Raw genomic sequence first — 22,101 nt, 5'->3', positions numbered from 1 at the left:
CTCATTCAGTCATTGTCGGACAGGCCAGCGCCAGCACCCAACAGTCGGGATTCTTCGGTAGCAGGCGCGTAGGTGCGATGGGCAAATCGGTTGAGGGTGTCCCAGCAAGCCGGGTCCGGGGTTGCGCGGGTCACGTGCGGTCGAGGGGTGGTAAGTTGGCCGCCCAGCGTGATCTGGGTGTGATCAGAAAACGATGGCCAATCCTGCCCCGCCTCCAGACGATCGCCATCCGTTGCGGCCCTGAACAGATCGCACGTATGCGTGATCACGATATTCTGGGCGCGTGCCGCCGAGGCTACGAAGGGCAGCAGAAAAACAGGTACTGCGAGCTTCTGGATACGTATGGGACCTGCGTGCAGCAGGTCAGACCGATCAGACAGCAAAGCGCCCGTGATGATCGGGCAAAGCACGCCTTGCCCCGCCCAAGCCGACTGCATCTCAACCGGGCGGTGATTCTTGAGTGAGGCTGCCAGACCTTGCTCCAACAATTGCGCAAGGGAATTCGTGCCATCAATCCCGTGTGCGCATAGCCAACGTGTGGCTTTGCCGACCTCTTCCGCCAGTCCCCAGGGGTATCCGGCTCCGCGCGCGGCGCGTTTGGCCGTGGCTTCGACCTCATTCAGCGATACGTTCACGGTCCAAGCTCCGGATAGACCCACAGATCGGCAGTCTTGCTGCTTAACTCTTCGGGATAAGGCGCGCCAGCATACATGCAGATACGTACCCAGCGGTCTGAACGAGGATCGAAATGCGTGGCACCAAAGAACGAGAGTTTGGCACGCAGCATGTCGATCGGCAGAACATCCGCGCTGATCGTGTTGTCGCGAATTTCGCCGTAAGGCGCGACGCGGCTCATTTGCGCGCGACGGATCGTGTGGCGGTGTTCAGGGTGTTCAAGTAGGAACTCGGCGATGGGTGCACCATCCGCCCATTCCGAAAGCGCGCTTTCGGCCAGAGCCGCGTCGCGCGCCGGGGCTAGCGGCTGTTCGTAGTCTGCAATCGGTTCGTCAAACCGCTCACCCAGCCGGGGCTCGAGCTTTTCCTCGGACACATACCAAGCGCGCGCGCAGTGTTCGGGCGCGTTCCAGTCCAGATCCATTGCCCAGCCAAAGCTGGCGCGGATCAGGTCGCGCACCTTGCCAACGGTCATCGTGCCATCAATCACATGCGCCGCACCGTTGCTGTCTGCCATACAGCTGGTCAGCCCATCGACCAGTTCTCCGTAGGGTTCAAGGATCAGCGAGGCCAACAACTCCTGCCCTTCTTCGCTGAGCGCAGCCTGAGACCACTGTATCAAGCGGTCCCAGGGCTGATTGCCCGTCAGATCGGTCTTGTCGAGATGGTCCGATATTGCGCACAAGTCAGCATTCAGCGCCGCGAGCTTTTCGATCTGGATTGGATGCTCGGACTTCCACCACGAGATCGACAATCTGCTACGGGCGAAGATGTTGCGAAACTTGGCCGCTTCTGCCTCTGTTGCGGTCTCAATGGACCGAACCCGCGAGATCGCCTCTTCCCGGACCATGATCCAGTTGTTGAACAGGATCGGGTGATTGACGATGAAAGGCGCCATACCTAGCCCGGTCGAATTGCCTATACCCAGCCAACGCGCGATTTCCGGGTTCAACTCTGCGGTCTGGTCGCCACCCTTGGTGCGGGCCATATGTTGCACCAGATCGCGCACGAAGGTCCGCGTCAGGTAGACCGAAAGCATCTCGGCCTGAAATGGCGCGCTGACTTCGTCTCGGTCTGCAATCCTCTCACGATCTGCCGCGCCGAACTTGCCCGAGCCATACACGGCGGTTGTCCGCATCAGGTAACCGACCTTGTAAATCTGTTCGAGGTCGGGCTGCTGACCGGTGGCAAGTCGATCCACGACATGTGCCCACAGACGCACCGAGCGGTTGGCCCGTGACAAGGACAGCTCGCTTTCGCTTACACGCCCGGCCTCTTGCAGAGGTACGTTTTGCGAAAGCCGCTCAATGTCTTCCGGGTCAGGAATTCCGTCAAACAACGCAAAGGTCGCGTCCCATGCCTCGGCGATCACACGATCCGAGCGTTGCTCGGGTGGCAGATCATGGGCAAACGCCACCAACGAATAAGCGCGTTCCGGACCTTGTGCAGTGTAGACCGCGTGACCGACGCCCTTTTCATCAATCTGGAAGACTGGGCGGGTGAACGTCCAGTTTTCGGCAGCCATCCGACGGGTCAATTGCCGCATGAAACTAAGACGGCATTGATGCAACGATCCTAGACGGGACAGGCGCATCACAGTGGCCGGGTCGCGGCGTGCGATATGCGGGCTTTGGTCCATCATATGCCTTGTGGCCCAAAATTATCGGCAAAGAAGCGGTACCAGTTGCCGCCCATGATCCCCGCGACCTCGTCGGAGTTCATGCCAGTGGCGCGCAAGCCGGACTCGATGTTGCCGAAGTCGCGATTGTCACGAAACCAGCCCGGCATTGGCGGGAAACCGGGGGCCGAGGCCGAACCCTCGCCATAGTCGATCTGTTTTGTCCAGCGCCCCACGCGCATCCATTCAACCACACTGTCGGGCTGATCTTGACACAGGTCGGTGCCAATCCCCAGATGCTGGGCACCGTATTTCTCAGCCGTTCGGGCGATCATCTCACAGAAACTCTCCAACGCGCAGTCGGACTTGTCCTTGAGGTGATGAGGATAGACCGAAAAGCCCAGCATCCCACCATTTTCCGTCACCGCCCGGATCACCGCATCGCGCTTGTTGCGCAAAGCAGGTGACCATTCGTGCGGATTGGCATGGGTGATGGCAATGGGGCGCTCGGACAATTCCGCCGCTTCGATGGTCGACCGATCCGCCGAATGGCTCATGTCGACAACAAGGCCCACGCGGTTCATCTCTTTGATTACCTGCTTGCCCATGCGGGTGATGCCGGTGTCTTCGGCCTCGTAACAGCCGGTCGCCAGCAGCGACTGGTTGTTATAGGTCAGCTGCATGAAGCGAGCGCCCAGATCATGTAGAACCTCAACCAGACCGATATCGTCTTCGATCGGGGATGGGTTCTGAAACCCGAAGAACACAGCCGTCCGCCCCGTTTCGCGCGCGATGTCGATGTCGCTGGCCCAACGGCCTTTCATGATCAGGTCCGGGTATTGCTCGAACCAGCGATTCCACTTCTCAAAGTTCAGAACGGTTTCACGGAAATTCTCATGATAAGCGATGGTGACGTGGATCGCATCCACGCCGCCTTCGCGCAGTTGGCGGAAAATCTTCTCCGACCAGTTGGCATATTGCAGCCCGTCGATACGCATCAGACGGGGCCCGCGCTGATATAGGCGGTCTTGACGGTGGTATAGAACTCTGCCGCTGCTTTGCCTTGTTCGCGCGGCCCGTAAGAGCTGTCGCCGCGACCGCCAAAGGGTACGTGATAATCGGTGCCTGCCGTAGGCAGGTTCACGGTCACCACGCCGGTGCGCGCGTTGCGGCGGAAATGGGTGGCGCGGGCCAGAGATTTGGTCACGATGCCCGAGGTCAAGCCGAAATTGGTGTCGTTCACCACACTCAGCGCCTCGTCATAGCTGCCAACCTTGATGACGCTGGTCAGCGGCGCGAACATTTCCTCGCGGTTTATGCGCATGTCGTTGGTGGTGTTCAGGAACACGCCCGGCGACATGTAGAAGCCCTCATGCGGCATCTCTAGGCGCTGTCCACCGCAGGCCAGTTCGGCCCCTTCAGATTTACCCAGATCGACATAGGCGAGGTTCTCGCCTAGTTGCTGCTGGCTTACGACGGGGCCCATCTGAACACCTTCTTCCAGCGCGTGGCCAACTTTCATCGCCTGCGCGCCTGCGACGAGTTTCTCGACAAAAGCATCATGGATGCCTGCATGCACCACCAGCCGCGACGAGGCGGTGCATTTCTGACCGGTGCCGCCAAACGCGCCGCCCAATGCCAGCGAAACCGCCAGATCCAAATCCGCGTCGTCCATCACGGCCAGCGCGTTCTTGGACCCCATCTCCATCTGAACTTTGGTCAAGTTCTGGATCGCCGCCGCCGCGATGCCCTTGCCTACTGGAACCGAGCCGGTGAAAGAGATCGCGTTGACCTTAGGACTTTCGACCAAACGCTGCCCGATGCTGCGGCCTGAGCCCATAACGAGGCTGAACAGACCTTTGGGAATGTCCTGCCGTTCGATGATTTCGGTCAGTGCCACGGCCGAGGCCGGGGTGATGTTCGCCGGTTTCCACACCACAGCGTTGCCATAGCACAGCGCGGGCGCAATCTTCCACGAAGCGGTCGCGGTGGGAAAGTTCCACGGGCTGATAATGGCGACAACACCCACCGCTTCGCGGCGCACGTCAATCTCGATATCGGGTCGAACGGAGTCGGCGTTTTCCCCAATCTGACGAAGACATTCAGCGGCGTAGTAGGTAAAGAACTGACCCGCTCGATAGACCTCACCCTTACCCTCGGCCAGCGGTTTGCCCTCTTCCCGGCTGAGCAACGTGCCCAGTTCCTCGGCGCGGGTCATCAGCTCGTTACCGATGGCGTTCAGAACTGCCTGCTTACGTTCCAGCCCATAGGCAGCCCATTCAGCTTGCGCGACACGCGCCTGATCCAGCGTCGCTTCAAGTTGGTCGCTGCTGGCTTGCGCGAACATACCAACTAAGTCAGTCAAATCAGAAGGGTTGCGGTTTTCGATTTCGCTTTCGCCTGCCAGCCATTCGCCAGCGATCAGGTTCAGTTTGGTCACAATGCGCCCCAGAGTCAGAATTCGTTTGTCGCAGGATGGATTTTCCGATGCACATCAGTCAAACTCAAATAACTTAAACAAACTTCAAGGAACCTGAAGTTGGTAATCAAGATTGAGATGCTGCGTTGCTTTTGCACGGTGGCCCAGACCGGGAACCTGTCCGAGGCCGCCGACCGCCTTGGTCGAACGCAATCAGCCGTCTCGATGACATTGAAGCAGCTCGAAGACCATCTGGGCAAAAAGCTGTTCGAAGGCGAGCGCAAGAACCAGCTTTCCCCGCTGGGTGAGCAGGTACTCGATCTGGGCTTGCGGCAAGTGCGCCAATTCGATCAGACCGTCCAGAATATCGAGGCCGCCGCGCTGGCCGAACAGGGTTTGATCCGGATCGTATCCGTCCCGTCGGTTGGCGCGTTGATCTTTCCACCACTATTGCACCACATGAGCAGCGAATCCCCCGGGGTGAAGATCGAGCTGCGCGACACCGACACTCAGCAGGTGTTGGATGCTATCGCTCAGGATCAGGCAGATATCGGAATCGCATCCGGGTATCACGCCCTGAACGGCATCCGAACCATTCCGCTATTTCAGGACTCCTTTGGATTGGTCGCTGCCTCGGATCATCCTCTGATCACACGCGCAGAACCGCTGAATATCCCCGACATCGCCACCGCGCCCTTTGTCCGAAACACGTTGTGCGATCTGATTCATACGCCGGCTTTCCATACGGCAATCAAAAACGCCGAGATCACAATTCACAACACGCATTCATTGATCACGCTGGTGCGATCGGGCGAGTGGATCACAGTGCTTCCTCAAACCGTTGCCGAATTCTTGCCGGAGGCGGTGTCTTACCGCCCGATCACGGACCTTCACGACAAAAGGCAAGTGTATCTCTATGTCCGCGAGCGTTCGCGCTTCCAAGATCTGACCGAGCAGTGTTGCGCGTTCATCCTGTCCCGTGATTTCGCGTGACGGCGGGGCCCAACTAGACCTTTCGCCTTCAACCGCCCCTGAGACGCTGCATCAGATAAACCTCGGCACCTTCCGGAATCGGTTCGGACAGTCCGGTCGCGATGATGCGCCCGTCCAACGCCACCGAGACCCCCGCATCGATCGGTGCCTGCAGCCGGGGATGTATACGCACCAGTTCCTGCAGCAATTCGCCCGTGGTGGCGGCCTCAACCTCGACCACCTCGCGACCCCCGGTCAAAGACCGGAGGCTGGACCAGAGGTGAACCTCAACCATTGTCCTTGAGCGCGGCAAGAATGCGCGGCGGGGACATTGGCAGTTGCTTCAGGCGTACACCGGCCGCGTTGGAGACCGCGTTGGCGATGGCGGCCAAGGGCGGCACGATGCCGGTCTCTCCCACACCACGCACACCGAACGGGTGGCCGGGGTTGGGCACTTCGACAATCACCGTGTCGATCATCGGCAGATCGCTGGCGACCGGGATGCGGTAATCGAGGAAAATCGAGTTCTGCAAGCGGCCATCCTCACCATAGATATATTCCTCGTTCAGCGCCCAGCCGATGCCCTGCGCAGCTCCGCCCTGATACTGGCCTTCGACATAGGTCGGGTGGATCGCCTTGCCCGCGTCCTGAATGACCGTGTAGCGGGTGATGCTGGTCTTGCCGGTTTCCGGGTCGACCTCGGCATCCACGATATGGGTGCCAAAGGATACACCCGCGCCTTCCGGCGTGGCCTCGAAATGGCCCGAGATCGGACCGCCGGTCGCGCCCATATGGGCGGTGATATCGGCCAGCGGGCGCGGATCGAAGTCACCGGCATTGGGGCCTGAGGGCACGGCACAGCCGTTCTCCCATTTCACCGCATCAACCGGGATTCCCCAACTGGCCGCTGCGCGGGCGCATAGCTGCTCGACCGCGTGGCGCGCCGCCTTGATTGTCGCCAGACCCGAGGCATAGGTCACGCGACTGCCATGGCTTACGTCATTGTAACCCAGCGTTGCCGTATCGGCGACGGTCACGCGGATATTCTCGTAAGGGATACCCAGAACTTCAGCTGCCATCAGAGCCATCGACGCACGTGATCCGCCGATGTCCGGTGTACCGACCATGACTTGGGCCGAGCCGTCCTCGGACAGCGCCAGAGATACCGAGGTCTCACCACCATGGTTGAACCAGAACCCACAGGAAATCCCGCGCCCTTGCCCCGGCTTCAACGGGGCCGAGTAATGCGGATGCGCCTTGGCGGCCTCAAGCGTTTCGACAAGACCTATACGCTCATAGGTCGGGCCATAGCTGGCTTTGGTGCCTTCATGCGCGGCGTTTTTTAGGCGCACATCCACCGGGTCGAGGCCGAGTTGATTGCATAGCTCATCCAACACAGATTCGACCGCAAACGCACCCATCGGAGCGCCCGGCGCGCGATAGGCGGCCTGTTTCGGGCGGTTGGCCATCACGTCATAGCCGACCTGACGTACATTGGTCAGGTTGTAGGGCGCAAAGGCACACATGGCAGTCATGTCGCCCGGCGCACCCGGGAAGGCACCGCCCTGAAGGCGGAAGATGCCCTGGGCTGCTGTGATGGTGCCGTCCTTCTTCATACCGATCTTGATATCCATCGACGCCGATGAGGTCGGGCCGGTCGCACGGAACACCTCGGACCGGGTCATCACGATCTTTACGGGGCGGTTGGCCTTGCGGCTGAGCGCCAACGCAACCGGTTCGATGAACACAGTGGTCTTACCACCAAAGCCGCCGCCGATCTCAGACGCGGTTACACGCAGTTGTGAGGTTTCGATGCCCAGCAACGCCGCGCAGGTTTTCTGTGCGATCCAATGGCCCTGGGTGGTGCACCAAAGCTCACCTTTGCCGTCAGTACCCAGAGACCCCATGCAGGCATGAGGTTCAATGTAACCCTGATGGGTTGCCTCGGTAACGAAGCTGTCCTCAATTACCAGATCCGCCTCGGCAAATCCGGCTTCGACATCTCCGTGGCCGCTTTCGTGATAGCGCACCACGTTGGGGTGCATCCCCTCAGGCACCGAATAATCTGCCGCACCTTCGCGGATGACAGGCGCGTCCGGTGCCATCGCCTTGTCCACATCTGTGACGTGGGGCAAAACTTCATATTCAACCTCGATCAGCTTCAGCGCATCGCGCGCCGCCAAGGCTGATGTCGCTGCAACTGCTGCAATCGCGTGGCCGTCATACAGAGCCTTTTCGCCCGCCATGACATTTTCCAGCACGTTCCAGAATTCCCCTTCCAGCCCCGGCTTGAAGGGGACATCGGCGAAATCGGCGCGGGTAACAACGGCTTTGACGTCTTTGTGGGCCTCGGCCTTTGAAGCATCAATCTTGACGATCCGCGCATGGGCATGGGGTGAACGCAGGATAGCGCCATGCAACATGCCGGGGGCTGAGATATCCGCACCGAACTTGGCGCGGCCCGTCACCTTGTCCAGACCGTCAGGGCGGTCAGGGCGGGTGCCGACAAAGGTGAAGTCAGATTTGCGATCGTCCAGTGCCATTACGAAGCCTCCCGCATCTCAGCCGCCGTATCCATCACGGCGCGAATGATTTTGTCATAGCCGGTGCAGCGGCAGAGGTTGCCCGCCAGCCAGTACCGGGTTTCCTCTTCGGTGGGGTTGGGGTTCTTTTCCAGCAGCGACTTGGCCGCCACCAGAATGCCCGGGGTACAGATGCCGCATTGCAGGGCGGCATATTCGATCATCTTCTTCTGCAGCGGATGCAGGACGTCACCGTCCGCGATCCCTTCAACCGTTTCGATCTGCTTGCCGTCAGCCTCGACGCCCAACATCAGGCATGAACACACAAGACGGCCATCGACGCTGACCGAACAAGCACCGCAATCGCCGGTGCCGCAGCCCTCTTTCGCGCCGGTCAGGTTCAGCTTGTCGCGCAGACAGTCCAGCAGGGTTTCGCGCGGGTCGCAGAGGTATTCAACCGCGTCCCCATTCACGGTGGTGGATACGTGGAACTTGCTCATGCTTGTTCTCCCTTCGCGCGGGCATAGGCGATTTTCGCGGCGCGTTTAGCCAGAACGCCAGCAACTTCGGTGCGGAATGCAATAGTGCCGCGTTTGTCATCAATGGGGTTGCTGGCAGCCGAGGCCGCTGCAGCGAGCGCGTCCAGCGCCGCGTCATCCAACGTGCTGCCGATAATCGCTTTCGCACAGTCTTCGACCAGCAGTACGGTCGGCGCGACAGCGCCCAGCGAGACACGCGCTTCGGTGATGGTATCACCATCCAGCCGCAAGCTTACGCCCACACCAACCACCGCGATGTCCATCTCGGTGCGCGGGATAAAGCGCAGATAGGCGTCACCGGCGTTGTCGCCACGCGCTGGAATGTTGACCGCCGAGATCAGTTCGCCTTTGGCCAGTGAGGTCTTGCCAGGTCCCGTCGGGATGTCTTCGACCGCCACCTCTCGTGTGCCGTCCGGGCCAGTCACGGTAACCGTAACGCCTGCCGCAACCATCGCTGGCACCGAATCCGCCGCCGGAGAGCCATTGCACAGATTCCCGGTCAGCGTCGCACGCCCCTGTACCTGAGTCGATCCAATCAGGTCCATCGCCTCGACCACACCCGGCCAATCGCGGCCCAACGCGGCGTGCTCGCTCATCTCGGCGCCGGTCGCGGCGACGCCCAGCGTCCAGCTGCCATCGGCATTGCGGGTAATTTCGCTAACGCCATCGATCTTCTTGATGTCGATCAGCGTATCGGGCGTCACCAATTCCGAGCGCAACTGCACCAGCACATCGGTGCCGCCTGCCAGAAACCGAGTGATGCCCGTTGCATTTGCGGCCAGAGCCGACGCCTCGGCAAAGCTGGCGGGGCTGTGATATTCCATGAAAGTACCTCGCACCTGTTGATCAGGATAGACTGGGGTTCGCCGGGGACGTTAGTGCAGCAAGTCGGCGGCGTCCATGGCTGGAACGACCAATTTTTGGGATTCAAAATGTCGTTTTATCGAGAGCAATCACAGATCGATCTCGATCACCCCGTCTGCCCGGGCCGCCCGGCTTTGGCACAGTATGATCGCACCTTCGCGTTGTTTGTTGGACAAAACGAAATCGCGGTGTTCGATCTCACCTGAAATCACGTCACATTTGCAGACCCCGCAGATCCCATCAGCGCATTTCACATCCACGTGAAAGCCCGCCTCATTAAGTACCTGCGCCGCATCTTTGTCAGCGGGTACAGTCAACTCCCGACCCGATTTCGCCAATTTCAGAGTGAACGGATGGTTCTCATATTCGGGCTGTTCCGGCACCGAGAAGTATTCGAGATGCCGTGCACCTTCCGGAAACCCCTGCCGTTCGGCTGCGTGAATGACGCCGTCCATATAGCGGTCGGGGCCGCAGGTGTAAACGTGCCATCCGTCCTGATATCCGCCCAGAACAGCCTCCAGATCGGCCCGTGTGCCCTCGTCTGAGAAGTGATATTGCACGTGATCGGCCCATGGCACAGCCGCCAGATCGTCCAGATATCCGGCACCTGCTCGTGTGCTGGCGGAATAGTGAAGCTCGAACGGTTTGCCCATCGCATGTAGTCGGTGGGCAAAAGCAATCATCGGCGTGATGCCAATTCCGCCGCCCATCAGAAAGGTTTTGGTTGCAGTCTCGTCCAGCTCAAAATGGTTTATCGGCTTTGAGATGAAGACCTTGCGCCCTTCGTTGAAGATGCGATGCAGCAAGGCCGAGCCGCCGCGCCCCTCATCCTCGCGCAGCACGCCGATCTGATAAGTGTTGCGGTCGGAGGGATCGCCCGACATCGAGTACTGCCGCAGGAATTCGGGCGAAACCAGCACGTCCAGATGCGCGCCCGCAGTCCATTTCGGTAAGGGCGCACCGTCGAGGGTTGAGAACTCGTACTTGGTGACATCCGAGGTCATCTTGTCGACCTTGGTTAGTTCCACCCGCATCACCGGGGCGTCCCCTGCGACCTGATAACGGTGGATCACAGACATATCGCCTGCCGTTTTGCTCGCTTTGTAGTCTTCAGCTGTGACCATCGCCTCATAGGCGGCAATTCCGGCTTCCCGGTCCATGTTGAAGGGATAGGGCCATGGGTGCGGAGCGAGAGGAGCGGGGTAGACAGCAAGCGTCTGATCCTCATACTTCAAATCGAGGTCTTTTTGTAGGTCCCGCCGGTTCAATGGGTGCTGCGACGGGCGATAGGCCCCGTCAGGTTCCAGCTCGATATCCCACCACCATTTCTTGATGTTATTTAGACCACCATTGCCGACCGCATCATCCAGTTTGGCCAATGCAGGCGCGGCCTGCGGAATATTCATCGCGGCCCATCGGAACGGGCGTTCCTTGAATATACCTTCCAGATTCCATGGGCAGGTCTTCATGCATCGTCCGCACATCGCCCCCCCGGGCGTGGTGATACGGTAAGTGGCGCATTTCTGGCTGTCGGATTTCCAAATTTCATAGCCGTTGAACATCAGCTTTGGCCCAGCAGTGATCGCGCCCGAAGGGCATTCCCGAGCGCATTTGTTGCAGCTTTCGCAAAACGTCTGAAGGCCGAAATCGATGGGTTTGTCATGCGACATCGGCATGTCGGTTGTCACGACACCGGATTTCAGGCGCGGGCCAAGATAGGGGTTCAGGATCACCTCACCGATCCGACTGACCTCGCCCAACCCCGACAACAGCAGCAGCGGCGGTTGCAGCACCTCGCCATCCATCACCGTATGCGCCTTGGCCTTGTAGCCGAGATTTCGGATTTGCTGCGCGATCACGCCCCCCAGCAGTGAAAACCGCAGATAGGCGCGCATGGATTGGGCCACGCTGATCCAGTCATCCCCGCTGGCGCCTTCCATCGTCTCATAGCCCTGGTCGATGATCATGCTGATCGCCTGATCATGGGGCGGAACGATTTCTTCTCCGGTGGCGTCATGGGAATACCAGCTCCACTCGGGGCACCGGCTGAGCCCGACCGCATCGACCCCAAGGAAATAGGTTGCAGCCTTGATATTCGCGGCATTTCTTTCGGTATCTGTGGGCTGTACAGCCTCGGCGCTGTCACCGTCCTGCAGCAAAACAAATGCGCCCAGCGCGCGGCGTTGGGCGAAGCTGGGGGCGGATTTGCGCACGTAATGCCCGCCCTTTGTCGCATCCTGCAGCGATTTTCCCATGTCGCCGAACTGAGCCCGCGCAAACATGTCTGCGCGTTTGGGCACCCGGGCTACGTTTTGCTCGTCGATATAGGTGGTCGGTGTGTCGACTCGTTTGAGGTTTTCAAAAGGATGTGCCCCGTCCACATAGCGCCTCTTGGCATAGGCATCCCGGTTCACAGCGTTCTTGGCGAAGCCTGCACCCAGCCACCATGCAGGTCCTTGCGTGCGGAACCACGGTTGTTCGGCCAGCGGTCGCAAGGGTCGGTCATGCGCGATCTCCATTTCGGTGGTCACAGCGGCCAATCCGAACCGCTTACCCAACCAGGGCACCACAACCGCACCATCCTCAACCGAGGCCAGACCCGCAGCAACTGCCAGCTTGCCCAGATCAACCTCAGAGGACATGGCCGTATGCGCCCGCGCATCGAAACCCAGGAGGCGGATGTAGTTGGCAATGACCACAGCATTCTCGGTGGCAAGCAAACAGGCGCGGTGATCCTGCGCATCCATGATCCAATCGGACCCGGGCTCCGAGGGGTCCGGATCGCGGTTGAACTCATAGAGAAACACGAGCGTATGGCGATGACGGTCCATCGGGCGTGGCGCGGCCTCCATGCTTTCTTTTAGATCCGCCATGATCACATCGATGCCCGAGGCCAGCGTTTTGGTTTGCCGTGTCCTTAGCGCATGTGCCAGCCGGTCGATATCCGGGTTGCGCCGAGGCTCAGCCAACATCGCCTCCGCGGGTAGCGGCCCGCAGCCCATCATCGACGCATCGTTGAAATAGCCAAACGCTTTCAGATGGTTGGCACGATCTGCTGGGTTGGTAGGAATTTCCGATGCGACGGGGTTCACAAATCCATCCCGGATTGCGTCCATCATCGCCTGAAACTCGCCCATCGCATTCACGATGCTTTCGGGCTGCTCGGGCCTGCGAAAGCTAAGCGCACACATCGGTTCGACCTGCGCCAGATCAGGCATCCGATCCAGCCGCGCCAGCCGTTCCAGCGGGAACGGACCCATGTGAACAGGTCTGTTCTTGTCCGAGAAAAAGCGGATCCCCATCGCGCGCCTCCAGTTAGCTGCCCTTTCCCCTACCCCGGCATGGACACCAAATCCATTCATGAATAATCATAAATGGTATGAGCAGAATTGATTTCACAGATCTGGACGGCAAGGTCCTACGGGTGTTCCTGACGATACTCGAAGAAAGCTCGGTGTCGAAAGCTGCCGACCGGTTAGGGGTGACGCAATCGGCCATCAGCCATACGCTGGGCAAGTTGCGGCAAGTGCTGGGCGATCCACTGTTTGTCCGATCCGGACAGGGGCTGACCCCGACCGAACGCGCTTTGTCGTTGAAAGAGCCGGTGCAACAGGTGCTGGACAACATGCGCGCCCTGACCGAAGGTCGCCCGTTTGATCCGCTGTCCGAACAGATGGACATTCAGATCGCCACCAACGACATGCCGCGTGAGTTGATCTTTCCCGAACTTCTGCGGGCGACACGCGCCGAAGGCGTCAGGTTGCGGCTGGAGTTCATCCCGTCGGGTGTTCCCGACCCGGACTTGCTGCGCAGCGACCGGTGTCAATTGATGCTCACTCCGCTGCCACCGGACGGGCCGGATATCTTTCAGAAGCGGCTGATCACCAGCCCGTTGTTGGTATTCTATGATGCCGCTCACCGTGATCCGCCTGAGGATTGGCGGTCCTATTGCAATAGCGATCATGTCGAGGTGCGATTTGCCGACGGGCGCAACGCCCGTGCCGTGATGCGTGGCGTGGATCAAAGCCAGATCAGACCGCCCGTCGTAACCCTGCCACATTTCAACGCAATCCCGCCTTTCGTGAAAGGCAGCGACCTGATCTCGACCGACACGGCGCTGATGAAACGCGGGCCGCTTGCCACGCTGGACAGCGCACCACTGCCGTTCAAATGCGAAGCAGTGTCAATCTATATGGTCTGGCACCAACGCTCGGCCAACGACCCGGCACATCGTTGGTTACGCGACCGGATCGACGCGATTGCGGCCTCGCTTCAGACCTGAGATAGCAACCAGTCGCGCATTTGTTTCACCAGTTCCGGTTGGCGCGGTTTCTGCGGGGTGACGATGAAAAAGCTCAGATCGTCAACCAGCACCTCAGAGAGCGGCTGCACCAACCGACCCGAAGTCAGTTCCGCAGACACAAGTGGCGCATTGGCAAGTGCAAAGCCTTGCCCCGAGACAGCGGCGTCTATCGCCAGACTTGTCTGGCTGAAACTCATCATCCGTGGCTTCCCCTCGACCCCGGCGCGTTCAAGAAACAACGGCCACAGCCCATGGGAATCACTGAGCAAAACGTGTTGCATCAGGTCGTCTGGACCTGAAATTTGCGATGCGAGGTCCGGACTGCCCACGACAACGAATTCGGTGGAGAACAAAGGTGTTGCTTGCAGATCTCGAGCAACCTGTGAACGGCTCTGGCGTACTGCAATATCGATTCCATCAGACTGGAAATCCGCCAACCGCTCGCGCGCGTCAACCTGCACCGAGATATCGGGGTAGCGGGTCACAAAATCGTTCAGACGCGGAACCAGCCATTTTGAGGCAAAGCTGGGCGTGACCGAGATCGTGATCTGCTTTTGGTCGGTCAGATCATTTACAGCCTCTTCGATCAGCCGAAATGCCCGGCGCAGCGGCGCGTGGAACCGACGCCCCGCTTCGGTCAGGCGCAACCCACGCGGAAGGCGTTCGAACAGCGCCGTCCCTAGCCGCGCTTCCAGGCCGCGCACCTGTTGCGCAACGGCCCCTTGGGTTACGCCGATTTCTTCCGCAGCAAGACGAAAATTCAGATGGCGAGCCGAGGCCTCGAAGGCGCGCATCGCGTTGAGAGGTGGAAGAGCGGGCATAGCTAAACTGTAGATTTTCTACTGTCACTGCGCAACAGAACTGATTGGTCAAATCGAGGTTACTGCGCCATCTTCTTGCGAAACAAGGCATAGGAGCGTGAAGATGGAAAAAGTAGCTTTGATCACCGCAGGCGGCAGCGGCATGGGCGCGGATTCCGCGCGTAGACTGGCGGCTGATGGCTTCAAAATCGGCATCCTGTCCTCGTCGGGCAAGGGCGAGGCGCTGGCACATGAATTGGGCGGTGTGGGCATCACCGGCTCGAACCAGTCAAATGATGACCTGCAAAAACTGGTTTATGCAGCAATGTCCCATTGGGGGCGGATCGATGTGCTGGTGAACTCAGCCGGGCACGGGCCCCGCGCTGCGGTGCTTGAGCTGACCGATGAGGACTGGCACACCGGCATGGATGTCTATTTCATGAATGCCGTAAGACCTACACGGTTGGTGACCCCTATCATGCAAGCGCAGGGCGGTGGATCGATCATCAACATCTCAACCTTTGCTGCGTTTGAACCGGACCCGGTTTTTCCTACCTCGGGCGTATTCCGCGCCGGGCTGGCGGCGTTTACCAAGCTGTTCTCGGACAAATACGCCGCCGACAACATCCGCATGAACAACGTCTTGCCCGGGTTCATCGACAGCCTTCCGGAAAAAGAAGAGTTCCGCACACGCATCCCGATGGGCCGCTACGGGCGCAGCTATGATGAGATCGCCTCGGTCGTGGCTATGCTCGCCTCCGAAGGCGGAGGCTACATAACCGGGCAGAACATCCGCGTCGATGGCGGTATCACCCGGTCTGTCTGAACTCAGAACCGCGCCTTAACAAGATGCGTCAGCGCCGCGCCGGTTTCGAAGAAGGCGCGGCGCAGGCCGATCCAGTTTTCGTTATACTCAGCCACCGACGGAACCGGCAGCAAGGACGGATCGTCCTTGAGCAGGCTTTTGGCCATCAAACGCCCGAACACGGTGCCCGGCCCGATCCCACGCCCCGAAAACCCATGCGCTGCTAACGCATTTGGACCGATCAGAGTGATTTTGGGAATATGATCCGAAGTCATGGCAATCCGCCCATGCCAGCCCTCAATCAACGGCTGATCCGCCAATTGCGGATAAAGTGCAGCCAGTTTGCGCTTGATCCAGGATTTGTGTGCAAATCCTCCGGCGCTGCTTAGGTCGCCCATACCGCCAATGATAAACCGTCCTGCCTGGTCCAAACGGAAGGATGTCATGATCAGGCCGGTATCCCAGCATCCCTCTGCTTTGGTCAATATGCTGGCCCGCAGGTTATGGGACAGCGGCGCGGTGGCGTATTGGAAGTAGTAGACCGGCACATAGTTTGGTGCCGTATCGGCGATGCCCAGATGATAAGCGTTGGTCGCCTGAATAACCGATCTTGCGCGTACGGTTCCACCATCCCCCTGCAGCACCCAAACCCCGCCTTCCTGCCGCAAAGATCGAATCGGGCTTTGCGTATATATCTGCGCCCCCGCATTCTGTGCGGCGCGGGCCAGTCCCACCGCATAGCCCAGCGGCTGAATTGTACCCGCGCGGGGGTCAAACAATGCGCCGTGGACAGCCGGACTGCCCGTCCGCTGGCGCGACGCGTCAGGATCGAGCAATTCGACCGGCGCACCAGAAGCGCTCAGCTGTGCGTGGCGTGTACGTAGATCACCAAAGCCCGAGGCCGAATGAGCACAGTGCAACGTGCCTTGCCGCTCAGGCTCGCAGTCAATCCCGTGCGCTTCAATCAACTCGAACACGTCTGACGGCGCGTTAGCCAGCAGATCGATCAACCGATCCCCCGCCATTTGCCCCAGATGCGACCGAATTTGATCGGGTGGCAGCCAAAGCCCTGCGTTGACGAGACCGACATTCCGCCCCGATCCACCATGGCCGATCTGATGCGCTTCGAGCAGGCACACCGAAGCCCCCGCTTTTGCTGCGGTCAAGGCCGCAGAACACCCGGTGTAACCACCGCCGATCACGGCAAGATCAACGCTTACGTCATCAGAAAGCTTTTGCGTGTCGATACGCTCGCGACAGGTCTGCCGCCATAACGATTGATCATAGTCGCGCATGCCCGGGCCTCGCCAAAGTTTCGCCGATCATCAGGCTGGTCTCAGTTGGTTGCAAGGGCGCGCTGGTCAGCCCGCCCCATGGCGATGAGGAATGGATCCGCCTCCTGATGCGACTGGAATGACGCCTTATCTGTCATGCCCCGCCAGTGCCCCAGTGTCAGAGACTGCGCCACCGCGCCGCTCAGCGTTGCACCGGGGCCGGTGACGATGAACAGATCGGGTGCGAACTCGCGTGCGGCCGTCTGGATCGCATGGGTGAAGTCATAGGTCTCGGTCACCTGATGGCCCAGCGTGTAGTCCCACAACTCACTCGTGTCAGTTGCGCCGGGCCACCAGATTTTGCCACGCCCGTCAATCATCGGGAACTTGGGCTGAGCAAAAAGATCAGAACTCAATTGCGCCCGACCTACCGCCGCCACCGGGGCCTGCAGCGCCGTATGAAAGGCGGCGTGATTGGCCAGCCGCAATGGGAACCGATCCTGCACGGTGGGGTGTGCCGCCTCAAACGCCGTCAGACCCGCCTCATTGCCTGCCAATATCAGCATCCCGCCCAGATCGATAGAAAGCGCCAGAGAATGATCGCGCAACGCATCTATCCTCGCCACCTCCTCCAGCAATGCGGCTTTGCGGGCAGGATCATTCGCCCATGTCTCATCGACGAATGGGTAAACCAGTTGACCGCCGATCAGGTGCTTCTGCATCAGCGTGCCCATCGTATTGACCACGCGAAACCCGTTCCCAGGGGTCAATGCCCCTGCGGCGGCTAGCGCAATATACCAGCCCATCGAGTTACCAGTGACGGCGACGACTTCAATATCGTTGGCCAATGCCTGCGCATCGGCCAACGCGGCAGCATAGATCAGGGGTGAGGCCACATCGCCGCGCGAGTACTTCCCGACGCTAAAGCGATCAGCCCCATCCAAGGCAGTAATCGCATCCTGTCCGGTTCCGGCGCGAATGGCGTCGAAGCTGCGTAACAAGTCCATTCGATCCGAATGATGTTGGTGCAGATAGCCCAGCTCAGGCTTGTTATAAGTGCCCCGGCCCGGGCAGATCACAACGGCGGTGCGGGTCATGAGGCTGCTCCTGTCAAAGCCAGCGCTGCGGCAACGATACCGTCTTTCGAAGGAAGAGGCGCGGCATAGGCCGGGCCGGTTGCGATAAAGCAATCCTCGGCCACAACGCGGGCGGTTGGGGTGGAGGGACTTTCTTCGGCGAAGAAAGTCATCAGCGCTTCGGACTGACTGCCGGTCTTGCGGCATTCGTCGACGATCAGAACATGCGCGCATGTTTTGGTGGCTTCACGCAAGGCCTCCTCTGGCAGAGGAGTTAGCCAACGCATATCGATAATCCGGGTTTTTAGACCCGCCGCCTCAATTTCGGGCAGGGCCTGTTGCGACAGGTAATGCCCGTTGCCATAGGTCACGATGGCGAGATCGGTGCCGTCCCCGTGTACTCCCACCTCGCCCAGCGCAATTTTCTGATCCCGCGCAGGATAGGTGGTCATCCACCCGCCATCCTGCGCCGCATGCAGATCGCGCATCGGGTAGAGTGCGATCGGTTCAAGAAACACCACGACCCGCTGCTCTTCGCGCGCCAACCGCACGCATTCGCGCAGCATCAGTGCTGCATCGGCCCCGGTCGACGGGCAGGCGATGATGACACCAGGGATATCCCGCAAGACGGCTAGAGAGTTGTCGTTATGGAAATGTCCGCCAAAGCCCTTCTGATACCCGAGCCCCGCAATTCGCAGCACCATCGGGTTGGTGAACTGCCCGTTCGAGAAGAACGGCAGGGTTGCCGCCTCCCCCCTGATCTGATCCTCGGCATTGTGCAGATAGGCCAGAAACTGGATCTCGGGGATCGGGATGAAACCGTTATGGCCCATACCGATCGCGAGACCCAGAATGGATTGTTCATCCAGCAGCGTATCAATCACGTGGTCCGAACCAAAGCGTTGCTGCAGCTTTTGTGTGACGCCATAGACGCCACCTTTGCGGCCCACATCTTCGCCCATGCAAACGATCTCGGCATGTTCCAACATCAGATCGGTCAGCGCCCAGTTGATCAGGCGGCTGAGCGGCTGCGGCTCATCCATCGCGCGCATATCTGCGCCAAAGGTCTTCGCACGCGCCTCAGCGCTCGGGCCGTTGGTCGCTTTACAAGGGCGCTTAGGCGGGATCAGGCTTGCCATCACTTCGGTCGCATTGGCAAGATGGGGACGGCTGGCAGCCTCTGTAGCCACACGATCAGTTCGGGTGCAGGTATCGCTGTAGATTTTTAACGCCTGATCCGGCGACAATGCACCCGCCTGATCCAGCAGTCGTACGGTGTGCAAAAGCGGATCATTGGCCTCATCCGCCTCAACCTCAGTTTTCGGCAGATAGGTCGTGGGCACATCCGCCCCGGCATGGCCATAAAGCCGCACGGTTCTGAGATGCAGGAAGGCCGGTTTCCTGCGCTTGCGGACATAATCTGCAGCCTCTTTCGCGACCGCATGGGTTTCATAAATGTCCAACCCATTGGCCTGAAAATACTTGATCCCCGGACGATGCTCCATCGACGCCTGAATCCAGCCCTTGGGCGTTTTGACCGAAATCCCGATCCCGTTGTCTTCACACACGAACAGCAGCGGCAGCGGCGTCGATTGCACACTGGTCCAGCCTGCCGTGTTGATCGCCCCCTGCGCGGTTGAGTGATTGGCCGAGGCATCCCCAAATGAACACATCGCAATCCCGTCTTCCGGCAACACGCGATGTTCGGGCGCATGTCGCCGGGCTGCCCCCAGCGCATAAGCCGCACCAACGGCTTTGGGCAAATGGCTGGCGATGGTCGAGGTCTGCGGCGGGATCATCAGCGCCCTTGATCCCAACACCTTGTGCCGCCCGCCCGAGGTTGGGTCCTCTTTCGAGCACGCAAAGCTGAGCAGCATATCCCACGCGATCTGCTGGCCCGGCACCTGTTCGGCACGCGCGATCTGAAACGCAGCATCCCGGTAATGCAGAAAGGCAATATCGCTTGGGCGCAATGCGTGCGCGACGGCGGCCATCCCTTCGTGGCCAGATGAGCCGATGGTGTAGAACCCCTGCCCCGCCTTCTGCATCACCCGGCTGGTCCGATCCAACGCGCGGCTGAGAACTTGCGACCGGAATAGCGAAACGGCTTCAGCATCGCCCAGACCGACGCGCGGTGGGGCTCCGTCGGGAAAATCACGATTTGCGACACGGGTTAGGAAATTCTCATGTACGATCTGGGCGCGGTCCATGTCTCTCGCTTTTGTCTTGTTGGTGTCATCGGCCTTGGGGAACCTCTGCGCGGGCCCGACCCGCTTGCTGATTTGTCCCGCGCTCCGACGTGAATTTCAAGATCGCGGATGGTACGGCACCCGCTCGACCACAAAAGTGATGTGGCGCACCACTCATCGCTCTGGCGGTAGGAAAAAACCAGTGCTATTGCGTTCAATAGGTATGAGGAATTGTCATATGATTGCACCCCGCCGTTTCTTGCCTTCAATCTCGTCCTTGCTTGCGCTTGAAGCCGTAGATCGGCTGGGCAGCGCATCTGCTGCTGCGGCTGAGCTGTCCTTGACACAAAGCGCGATCAGCCGGCAATTGAAGACGATGGAGGATCAGCTGGGCGTGCAATTGATTGAGCGCAGCCAGATGCGATTGCACTTGACGCCAGCAGCCAAAGACTATGTGCAAACCGCAAGGTCTGCTGTTCAGGATCTGGCGCAGGCCGCACTGAAACTCAAAGCCAACCCGGCGGGTGGGTCACTTGATCTATCGATCCTTCCCGCGTTCGGCATGCATTGGCTGGCACCCCGCCTTCAGGATTTTGCGCAACGGCACCCTGAGGTCACCGTCAATCTGGGTACCCGCCTCAAACCGTTTGATTTCATGTCTGAACCATTTGATGCCGCGATCCATTTCGGTCAGCAAGACTGGGCGGGCGTTCAGTATTTACCGATCATGCGGGAAGAAGTCCTGCCCGTCTGCGCCCCTGCCCTTACCGCTGTCAATTTCAATAGCTTGGGTGCTCTCCGCGCCGCGCCACTGCTGCATCTGGAGTCGCGTCCGGATGCCTGGGAGCGCTGGTTTGAGATACAGGGCCAGCCCGTCACCGGCCTACGGGGAATGATGTTCGATCAGTTTTCGACCATGATTCAGGCCACGATTCATGGGTTGGGCGTGGCTCTGTTACCGTCATATCTGCTGCAGGATGATTTGCGCACCGGGCGGCTTGTCCAGGCATGGGACGGGCCGCGCGTGAGCCTTGGCAGCTATTATCTGGTCTGGCCGAATGACCGCTCGATGCCCGAGCCTCTACGGTCTTTCCAAGCCTGGATCAGTGAACAGATTGGGGCAGACGCCCACGCCTAACGCGGCCTTAGAACTTGCCGTTGTCATTTTTCCATTCGCTGCGTGGTGCAATGGACTCAACCGTGTCCCAGTGTTCGACGATCTTGCTATCTGCAACGCGGTACAGATCATAAAATGCGCTGTGAGTGCCCTGATATTCACCTTCGCACACGGTCAGTACAAAATCCCCTTCCGCCAATACCCGATGCAGATGCTGATAGTTTAGGGCGTTCCTATCGGCCAATGCGGTCCTCAAGGCAGTCAAGTCATCCGAGAGCTGCGGGCTGTGTTCTACGTAAGCGGAAGTGTTGATACAGGCCTCTATCTGGTCGAGATCCCCGGCAATCAACGCGGTTTCGACGAAGGCGCGAACAAAGGCCCGGTTTTCCTCGGTTTGCTCGACATCCCGAACTTCGGTCGGACCATCCACCATACTGTGATCCGAGCCGTTTGGCCCCATCCGTTTCTGGATATTGTCCCAATGCTCTACCGCTTGCCCGTCTTCGAACCGGAACACTTCGAAGCCGATATTACGACGCGAGAAATCATATTCCGTATGCGCAAATACAAAATCGCCGTCTTCAAAGGCGCGTACGATATTCACGCGCGGTGAGGTCTGGGACAGCCGTTTGAATAGGGATGCAAGCCCTTCGCTGCCTTCATGGGTTTGAGGATTGTGCTGGATGTATCGTGCTTCATTTACCACCGAAACCGGACCCGGATCGCCCGTTTCGATGCTTTTGAGCAAGGCAGATATGCGATCTTTGTTGGACTTCTCCATACCGGGTTCCCTTCAGGTCTGACTACTCCGTGATCACAATGGCAGGCGACGTGTCAGGCATCAACGCCAGCAACAGCCAAACCCTGCGCGGCCTTCGGCCTTGCGTCCTGCGGACGGCAGGGGGCCAGGCAGGCGCGGGCTGCGTCC

At 59.4% G+C, this 22,101-nt stretch carries 18 protein-coding genes; 4 read left to right on the top strand and 14 right to left on the bottom strand.

Features of this window, described 5'->3' with window-relative positions; translation table 11 throughout:
* Positions 1-5 precede the first annotated feature (5 nt).
* Genes ACR0JG_RS19980 through ACR0JG_RS19965 form a run of 4 tightly spaced genes read right to left on the bottom strand, consistent with a single transcriptional unit; the run spans position 6 to position 4,733 of the window.
* Entirely contained in the window at positions 6-635 is a 630-nt protein-coding gene (locus ACR0JG_RS19980; RefSeq protein WP_223117400.1) for a DUF3726 domain-containing protein, read from the bottom strand.
* Positions 632-2,314 (bottom strand): hypothetical protein, encoded by a 1,683-nt coding sequence (locus ACR0JG_RS19975; protein ID WP_480563096.1) that lies wholly within the window; start codon positions 2,312-2,314, stop codon positions 632-634. The genes ACR0JG_RS19980 and ACR0JG_RS19975 overlap by 4 nt, the downstream gene beginning before the upstream one ends.
* Entirely contained in the window at positions 2,314-3,291 is a 978-nt protein-coding gene (locus ACR0JG_RS19970) for a membrane dipeptidase (RefSeq protein WP_480572312.1), read from the bottom strand. The genes ACR0JG_RS19975 and ACR0JG_RS19970 overlap by 1 nt, the downstream gene beginning before the upstream one ends.
* Entirely contained in the window at positions 3,291-4,733 is a 1,443-nt protein-coding gene (locus tag ACR0JG_RS19965) for an aldehyde dehydrogenase family protein (RefSeq protein WP_170398417.1), read from the bottom strand. The genes ACR0JG_RS19970 and ACR0JG_RS19965 overlap by 1 nt, the downstream gene beginning before the upstream one ends.
* Positions 4,734-4,832: 99 nt before the next feature.
* On the opposite strand from ACR0JG_RS19965, the gene ACR0JG_RS19960 reads away from it, so the two are divergent.
* Positions 4,833-5,705, top strand: coding sequence for a LysR family transcriptional regulator (locus tag ACR0JG_RS19960; RefSeq protein ID WP_480572310.1), 873 nt, complete (start codon positions 4,833-4,835; stop codon positions 5,703-5,705).
* Positions 5,706-5,733: 28 nt separating this feature from the next.
* On the opposite strand, the gene ACR0JG_RS19955 is transcribed toward ACR0JG_RS19960, so the two are convergent.
* The 5 genes from ACR0JG_RS19955 to ACR0JG_RS19935 all read right to left on the bottom strand — a co-directional run bounded on the left by ACR0JG_RS19955 (position 5,734) and on the right by ACR0JG_RS19935 (position 12,911).
* Positions 5,734-5,979: a MoaD/ThiS family protein gene (locus ACR0JG_RS19955; RefSeq protein WP_170408213.1), complete on the bottom strand. Its 246-nt coding sequence runs from the start codon at positions 5,977-5,979 to the stop codon at positions 5,734-5,736.
* Positions 5,972-8,227, bottom strand: a complete 2,256-nt coding sequence (locus ACR0JG_RS19950; RefSeq protein WP_480572307.1) for a xanthine dehydrogenase family protein molybdopterin-binding subunit — start codon at positions 8,225-8,227, stop codon at positions 5,972-5,974. The genes ACR0JG_RS19955 and ACR0JG_RS19950 overlap by 8 nt, the downstream gene beginning before the upstream one ends.
* On the bottom strand, positions 8,227-8,706 hold the full coding sequence (locus ACR0JG_RS19945; protein WP_170613227.1) for a (2Fe-2S)-binding protein: 480 nt from the start codon (positions 8,704-8,706) through the stop codon (positions 8,227-8,229). Before ACR0JG_RS19945 ends, ACR0JG_RS19950 begins: the two co-directional genes overlap by 1 nt.
* The gene (locus tag ACR0JG_RS19940) at positions 8,703-9,569 is read right to left on the bottom strand and encodes an FAD binding domain-containing protein (RefSeq protein ID WP_480572304.1); all 867 of its coding nucleotides are present in this window, start codon (positions 9,567-9,569) and stop codon (positions 8,703-8,705) included. Before ACR0JG_RS19940 ends, ACR0JG_RS19945 begins: the two co-directional genes overlap by 4 nt.
* Before the next feature lie 129 nt (positions 9,570-9,698).
* Positions 9,699-12,911 (bottom strand): reductive dehalogenase, encoded by a 3,213-nt coding sequence (locus tag ACR0JG_RS19935; RefSeq protein ID WP_480572301.1) that lies wholly within the window; start codon positions 12,909-12,911, stop codon positions 9,699-9,701.
* Between the two features lie 77 nt (positions 12,912-12,988).
* Between ACR0JG_RS19935 and ACR0JG_RS19930 the strand changes: the two genes are divergently transcribed.
* Positions 12,989-13,891 (top strand): LysR family transcriptional regulator, encoded by a 903-nt coding sequence (locus ACR0JG_RS19930; protein ID WP_170819117.1) that lies wholly within the window; start codon positions 12,989-12,991, stop codon positions 13,889-13,891.
* Here ACR0JG_RS19930 and ACR0JG_RS19925 read toward each other — a convergent pair.
* Positions 13,882-14,733, bottom strand: coding sequence for a LysR substrate-binding domain-containing protein (locus ACR0JG_RS19925; RefSeq protein WP_480572298.1), 852 nt, complete (start codon positions 14,731-14,733; stop codon positions 13,882-13,884). The two genes, ACR0JG_RS19930 and ACR0JG_RS19925, sit on opposite strands and share 10 nt — an antisense overlap.
* Positions 14,734-14,836: 103 nt before the next feature.
* Here ACR0JG_RS19925 and ACR0JG_RS19920 point away from each other — a divergent pair, with 103 nt between their 5' ends.
* Positions 14,837-15,538: an SDR family oxidoreductase gene (locus ACR0JG_RS19920; protein WP_480572295.1), complete on the top strand. Its 702-nt coding sequence runs from the start codon at positions 14,837-14,839 to the stop codon at positions 15,536-15,538.
* 2 nt (positions 15,539-15,540) lie between these two features.
* Here ACR0JG_RS19920 and ACR0JG_RS19915 read toward each other — a convergent pair whose 3' ends face one another.
* From ACR0JG_RS19915 to ACR0JG_RS19905, 3 genes are read right to left on the bottom strand one after another with little or no spacing between them, the layout of a single operon-like run.
* Positions 15,541-16,812, bottom strand: a complete 1,272-nt coding sequence (locus ACR0JG_RS19915; protein ID WP_480572292.1) for an NAD(P)/FAD-dependent oxidoreductase — start codon at positions 16,810-16,812, stop codon at positions 15,541-15,543.
* 41 nt (positions 16,813-16,853) lie between these two features.
* Entirely contained in the window at positions 16,854-17,888 is a 1,035-nt protein-coding gene (locus tag ACR0JG_RS19910; protein WP_480572289.1) for an ACP S-malonyltransferase, read from the bottom strand.
* Positions 17,885-20,077 (bottom strand): dehydrogenase E1 component subunit alpha/beta, encoded by a 2,193-nt coding sequence (locus ACR0JG_RS19905; protein WP_480572286.1) that lies wholly within the window; start codon positions 20,075-20,077, stop codon positions 17,885-17,887. Before ACR0JG_RS19905 ends, ACR0JG_RS19910 begins: the two co-directional genes overlap by 4 nt.
* Before the next feature lie 217 nt (positions 20,078-20,294).
* Here ACR0JG_RS19905 and ACR0JG_RS19900 point away from each other — a divergent pair, with 217 nt between their 5' ends.
* Positions 20,295-21,194 carry a LysR substrate-binding domain-containing protein gene (locus ACR0JG_RS19900; RefSeq protein ID WP_170408202.1) on the top strand — a complete coding sequence of 300 codons (900 nt, stop codon included), beginning with the start codon at positions 20,295-20,297 and terminating at the stop codon, positions 21,192-21,194.
* A 7-nt stretch (positions 21,195-21,201) separates the two neighbouring features.
* Here ACR0JG_RS19900 and ACR0JG_RS19895 read toward each other — a convergent pair whose 3' ends face one another.
* On the bottom strand, positions 21,202-21,954 hold the full coding sequence (locus ACR0JG_RS19895) for a nuclear transport factor 2 family protein (protein WP_170408201.1): 753 nt from the start codon (positions 21,952-21,954) through the stop codon (positions 21,202-21,204).
* Between the last annotated feature and the right edge of the window lie 147 nt (positions 21,955-22,101).

Source organism: Ruegeria sp. AD5, assembly GCF_056542345.1.
The sequence above is the reverse complement of the archived record's forward strand: the minus strand, read 5'-3'. Positions and strand labels throughout refer to the sequence as shown.

Bases quoted from the DNA above. Each gene is read 5' to 3' on its own strand.
- ACR0JG_RS19975 (WP_480563096.1), bottom strand. From the start codon at position 2,314: ATGGACCAAAGCCCGCATATCGCACGCCGCGACCCGGCCACTGTGATG.
- ACR0JG_RS19970 (WP_480572312.1), bottom strand. From the start codon at position 3,291: ATGCGTATCGACGGGCTGCAATATGCCAACTGGTCGGAGAAGATTTTC.
- ACR0JG_RS19955 (WP_170408213.1), bottom strand. From the start codon at position 5,979: ATGGTTGAGGTTCACCTCTGGTCCAGCCTCCGGTCTTTGACCGGGGGT.
- ACR0JG_RS19950 (WP_480572307.1), bottom strand. From the start codon at position 8,227: ATGGCACTGGACGATCGCAAATCTGACTTCACCTTTGTCGGCACCCGC.
- ACR0JG_RS19945 (WP_170613227.1), bottom strand. From the start codon at position 8,706: ATGAGCAAGTTCCACGTATCCACCACCGTGAATGGGGACGCGGTTGAA.
- ACR0JG_RS19940 (WP_480572304.1), bottom strand. From the start codon at position 9,569: ATGGAATATCACAGCCCCGCCAGCTTTGCCGAGGCGTCGGCTCTGGCC.
- ACR0JG_RS19935 (WP_480572301.1), bottom strand. From the start codon at position 12,911: ATGGGGATCCGCTTTTTCTCGGACAAGAACAGACCTGTTCACATGGGT.
- ACR0JG_RS19930 (WP_170819117.1), top strand. From the start codon at position 12,989: ATGAGCAGAATTGATTTCACAGATCTGGACGGCAAGGTCCTACGGGTG.
- ACR0JG_RS19925 (WP_480572298.1), bottom strand. From the start codon at position 14,733: ATGCCCGCTCTTCCACCTCTCAACGCGATGCGCGCCTTCGAGGCCTCG.
- ACR0JG_RS19920 (WP_480572295.1), top strand. From the start codon at position 14,837: ATGGAAAAAGTAGCTTTGATCACCGCAGGCGGCAGCGGCATGGGCGCG.
- ACR0JG_RS19915 (WP_480572292.1), bottom strand. From the start codon at position 16,812: ATGCGCGACTATGATCAATCGTTATGGCGGCAGACCTGTCGCGAGCGT.
- ACR0JG_RS19910 (WP_480572289.1), bottom strand. From the start codon at position 17,888: ATGACCCGCACCGCCGTTGTGATCTGCCCGGGCCGGGGCACTTATAAC.
- ACR0JG_RS19905 (WP_480572286.1), bottom strand. From the start codon at position 20,077: ATGGACCGCGCCCAGATCGTACATGAGAATTTCCTAACCCGTGTCGCA.
- ACR0JG_RS19900 (WP_170408202.1), top strand. From the start codon at position 20,295: ATGATTGCACCCCGCCGTTTCTTGCCTTCAATCTCGTCCTTGCTTGCG.
- ACR0JG_RS19895 (WP_170408201.1), bottom strand. From the start codon at position 21,954: ATGGAGAAGTCCAACAAAGATCGCATATCTGCCTTGCTCAAAAGCATC.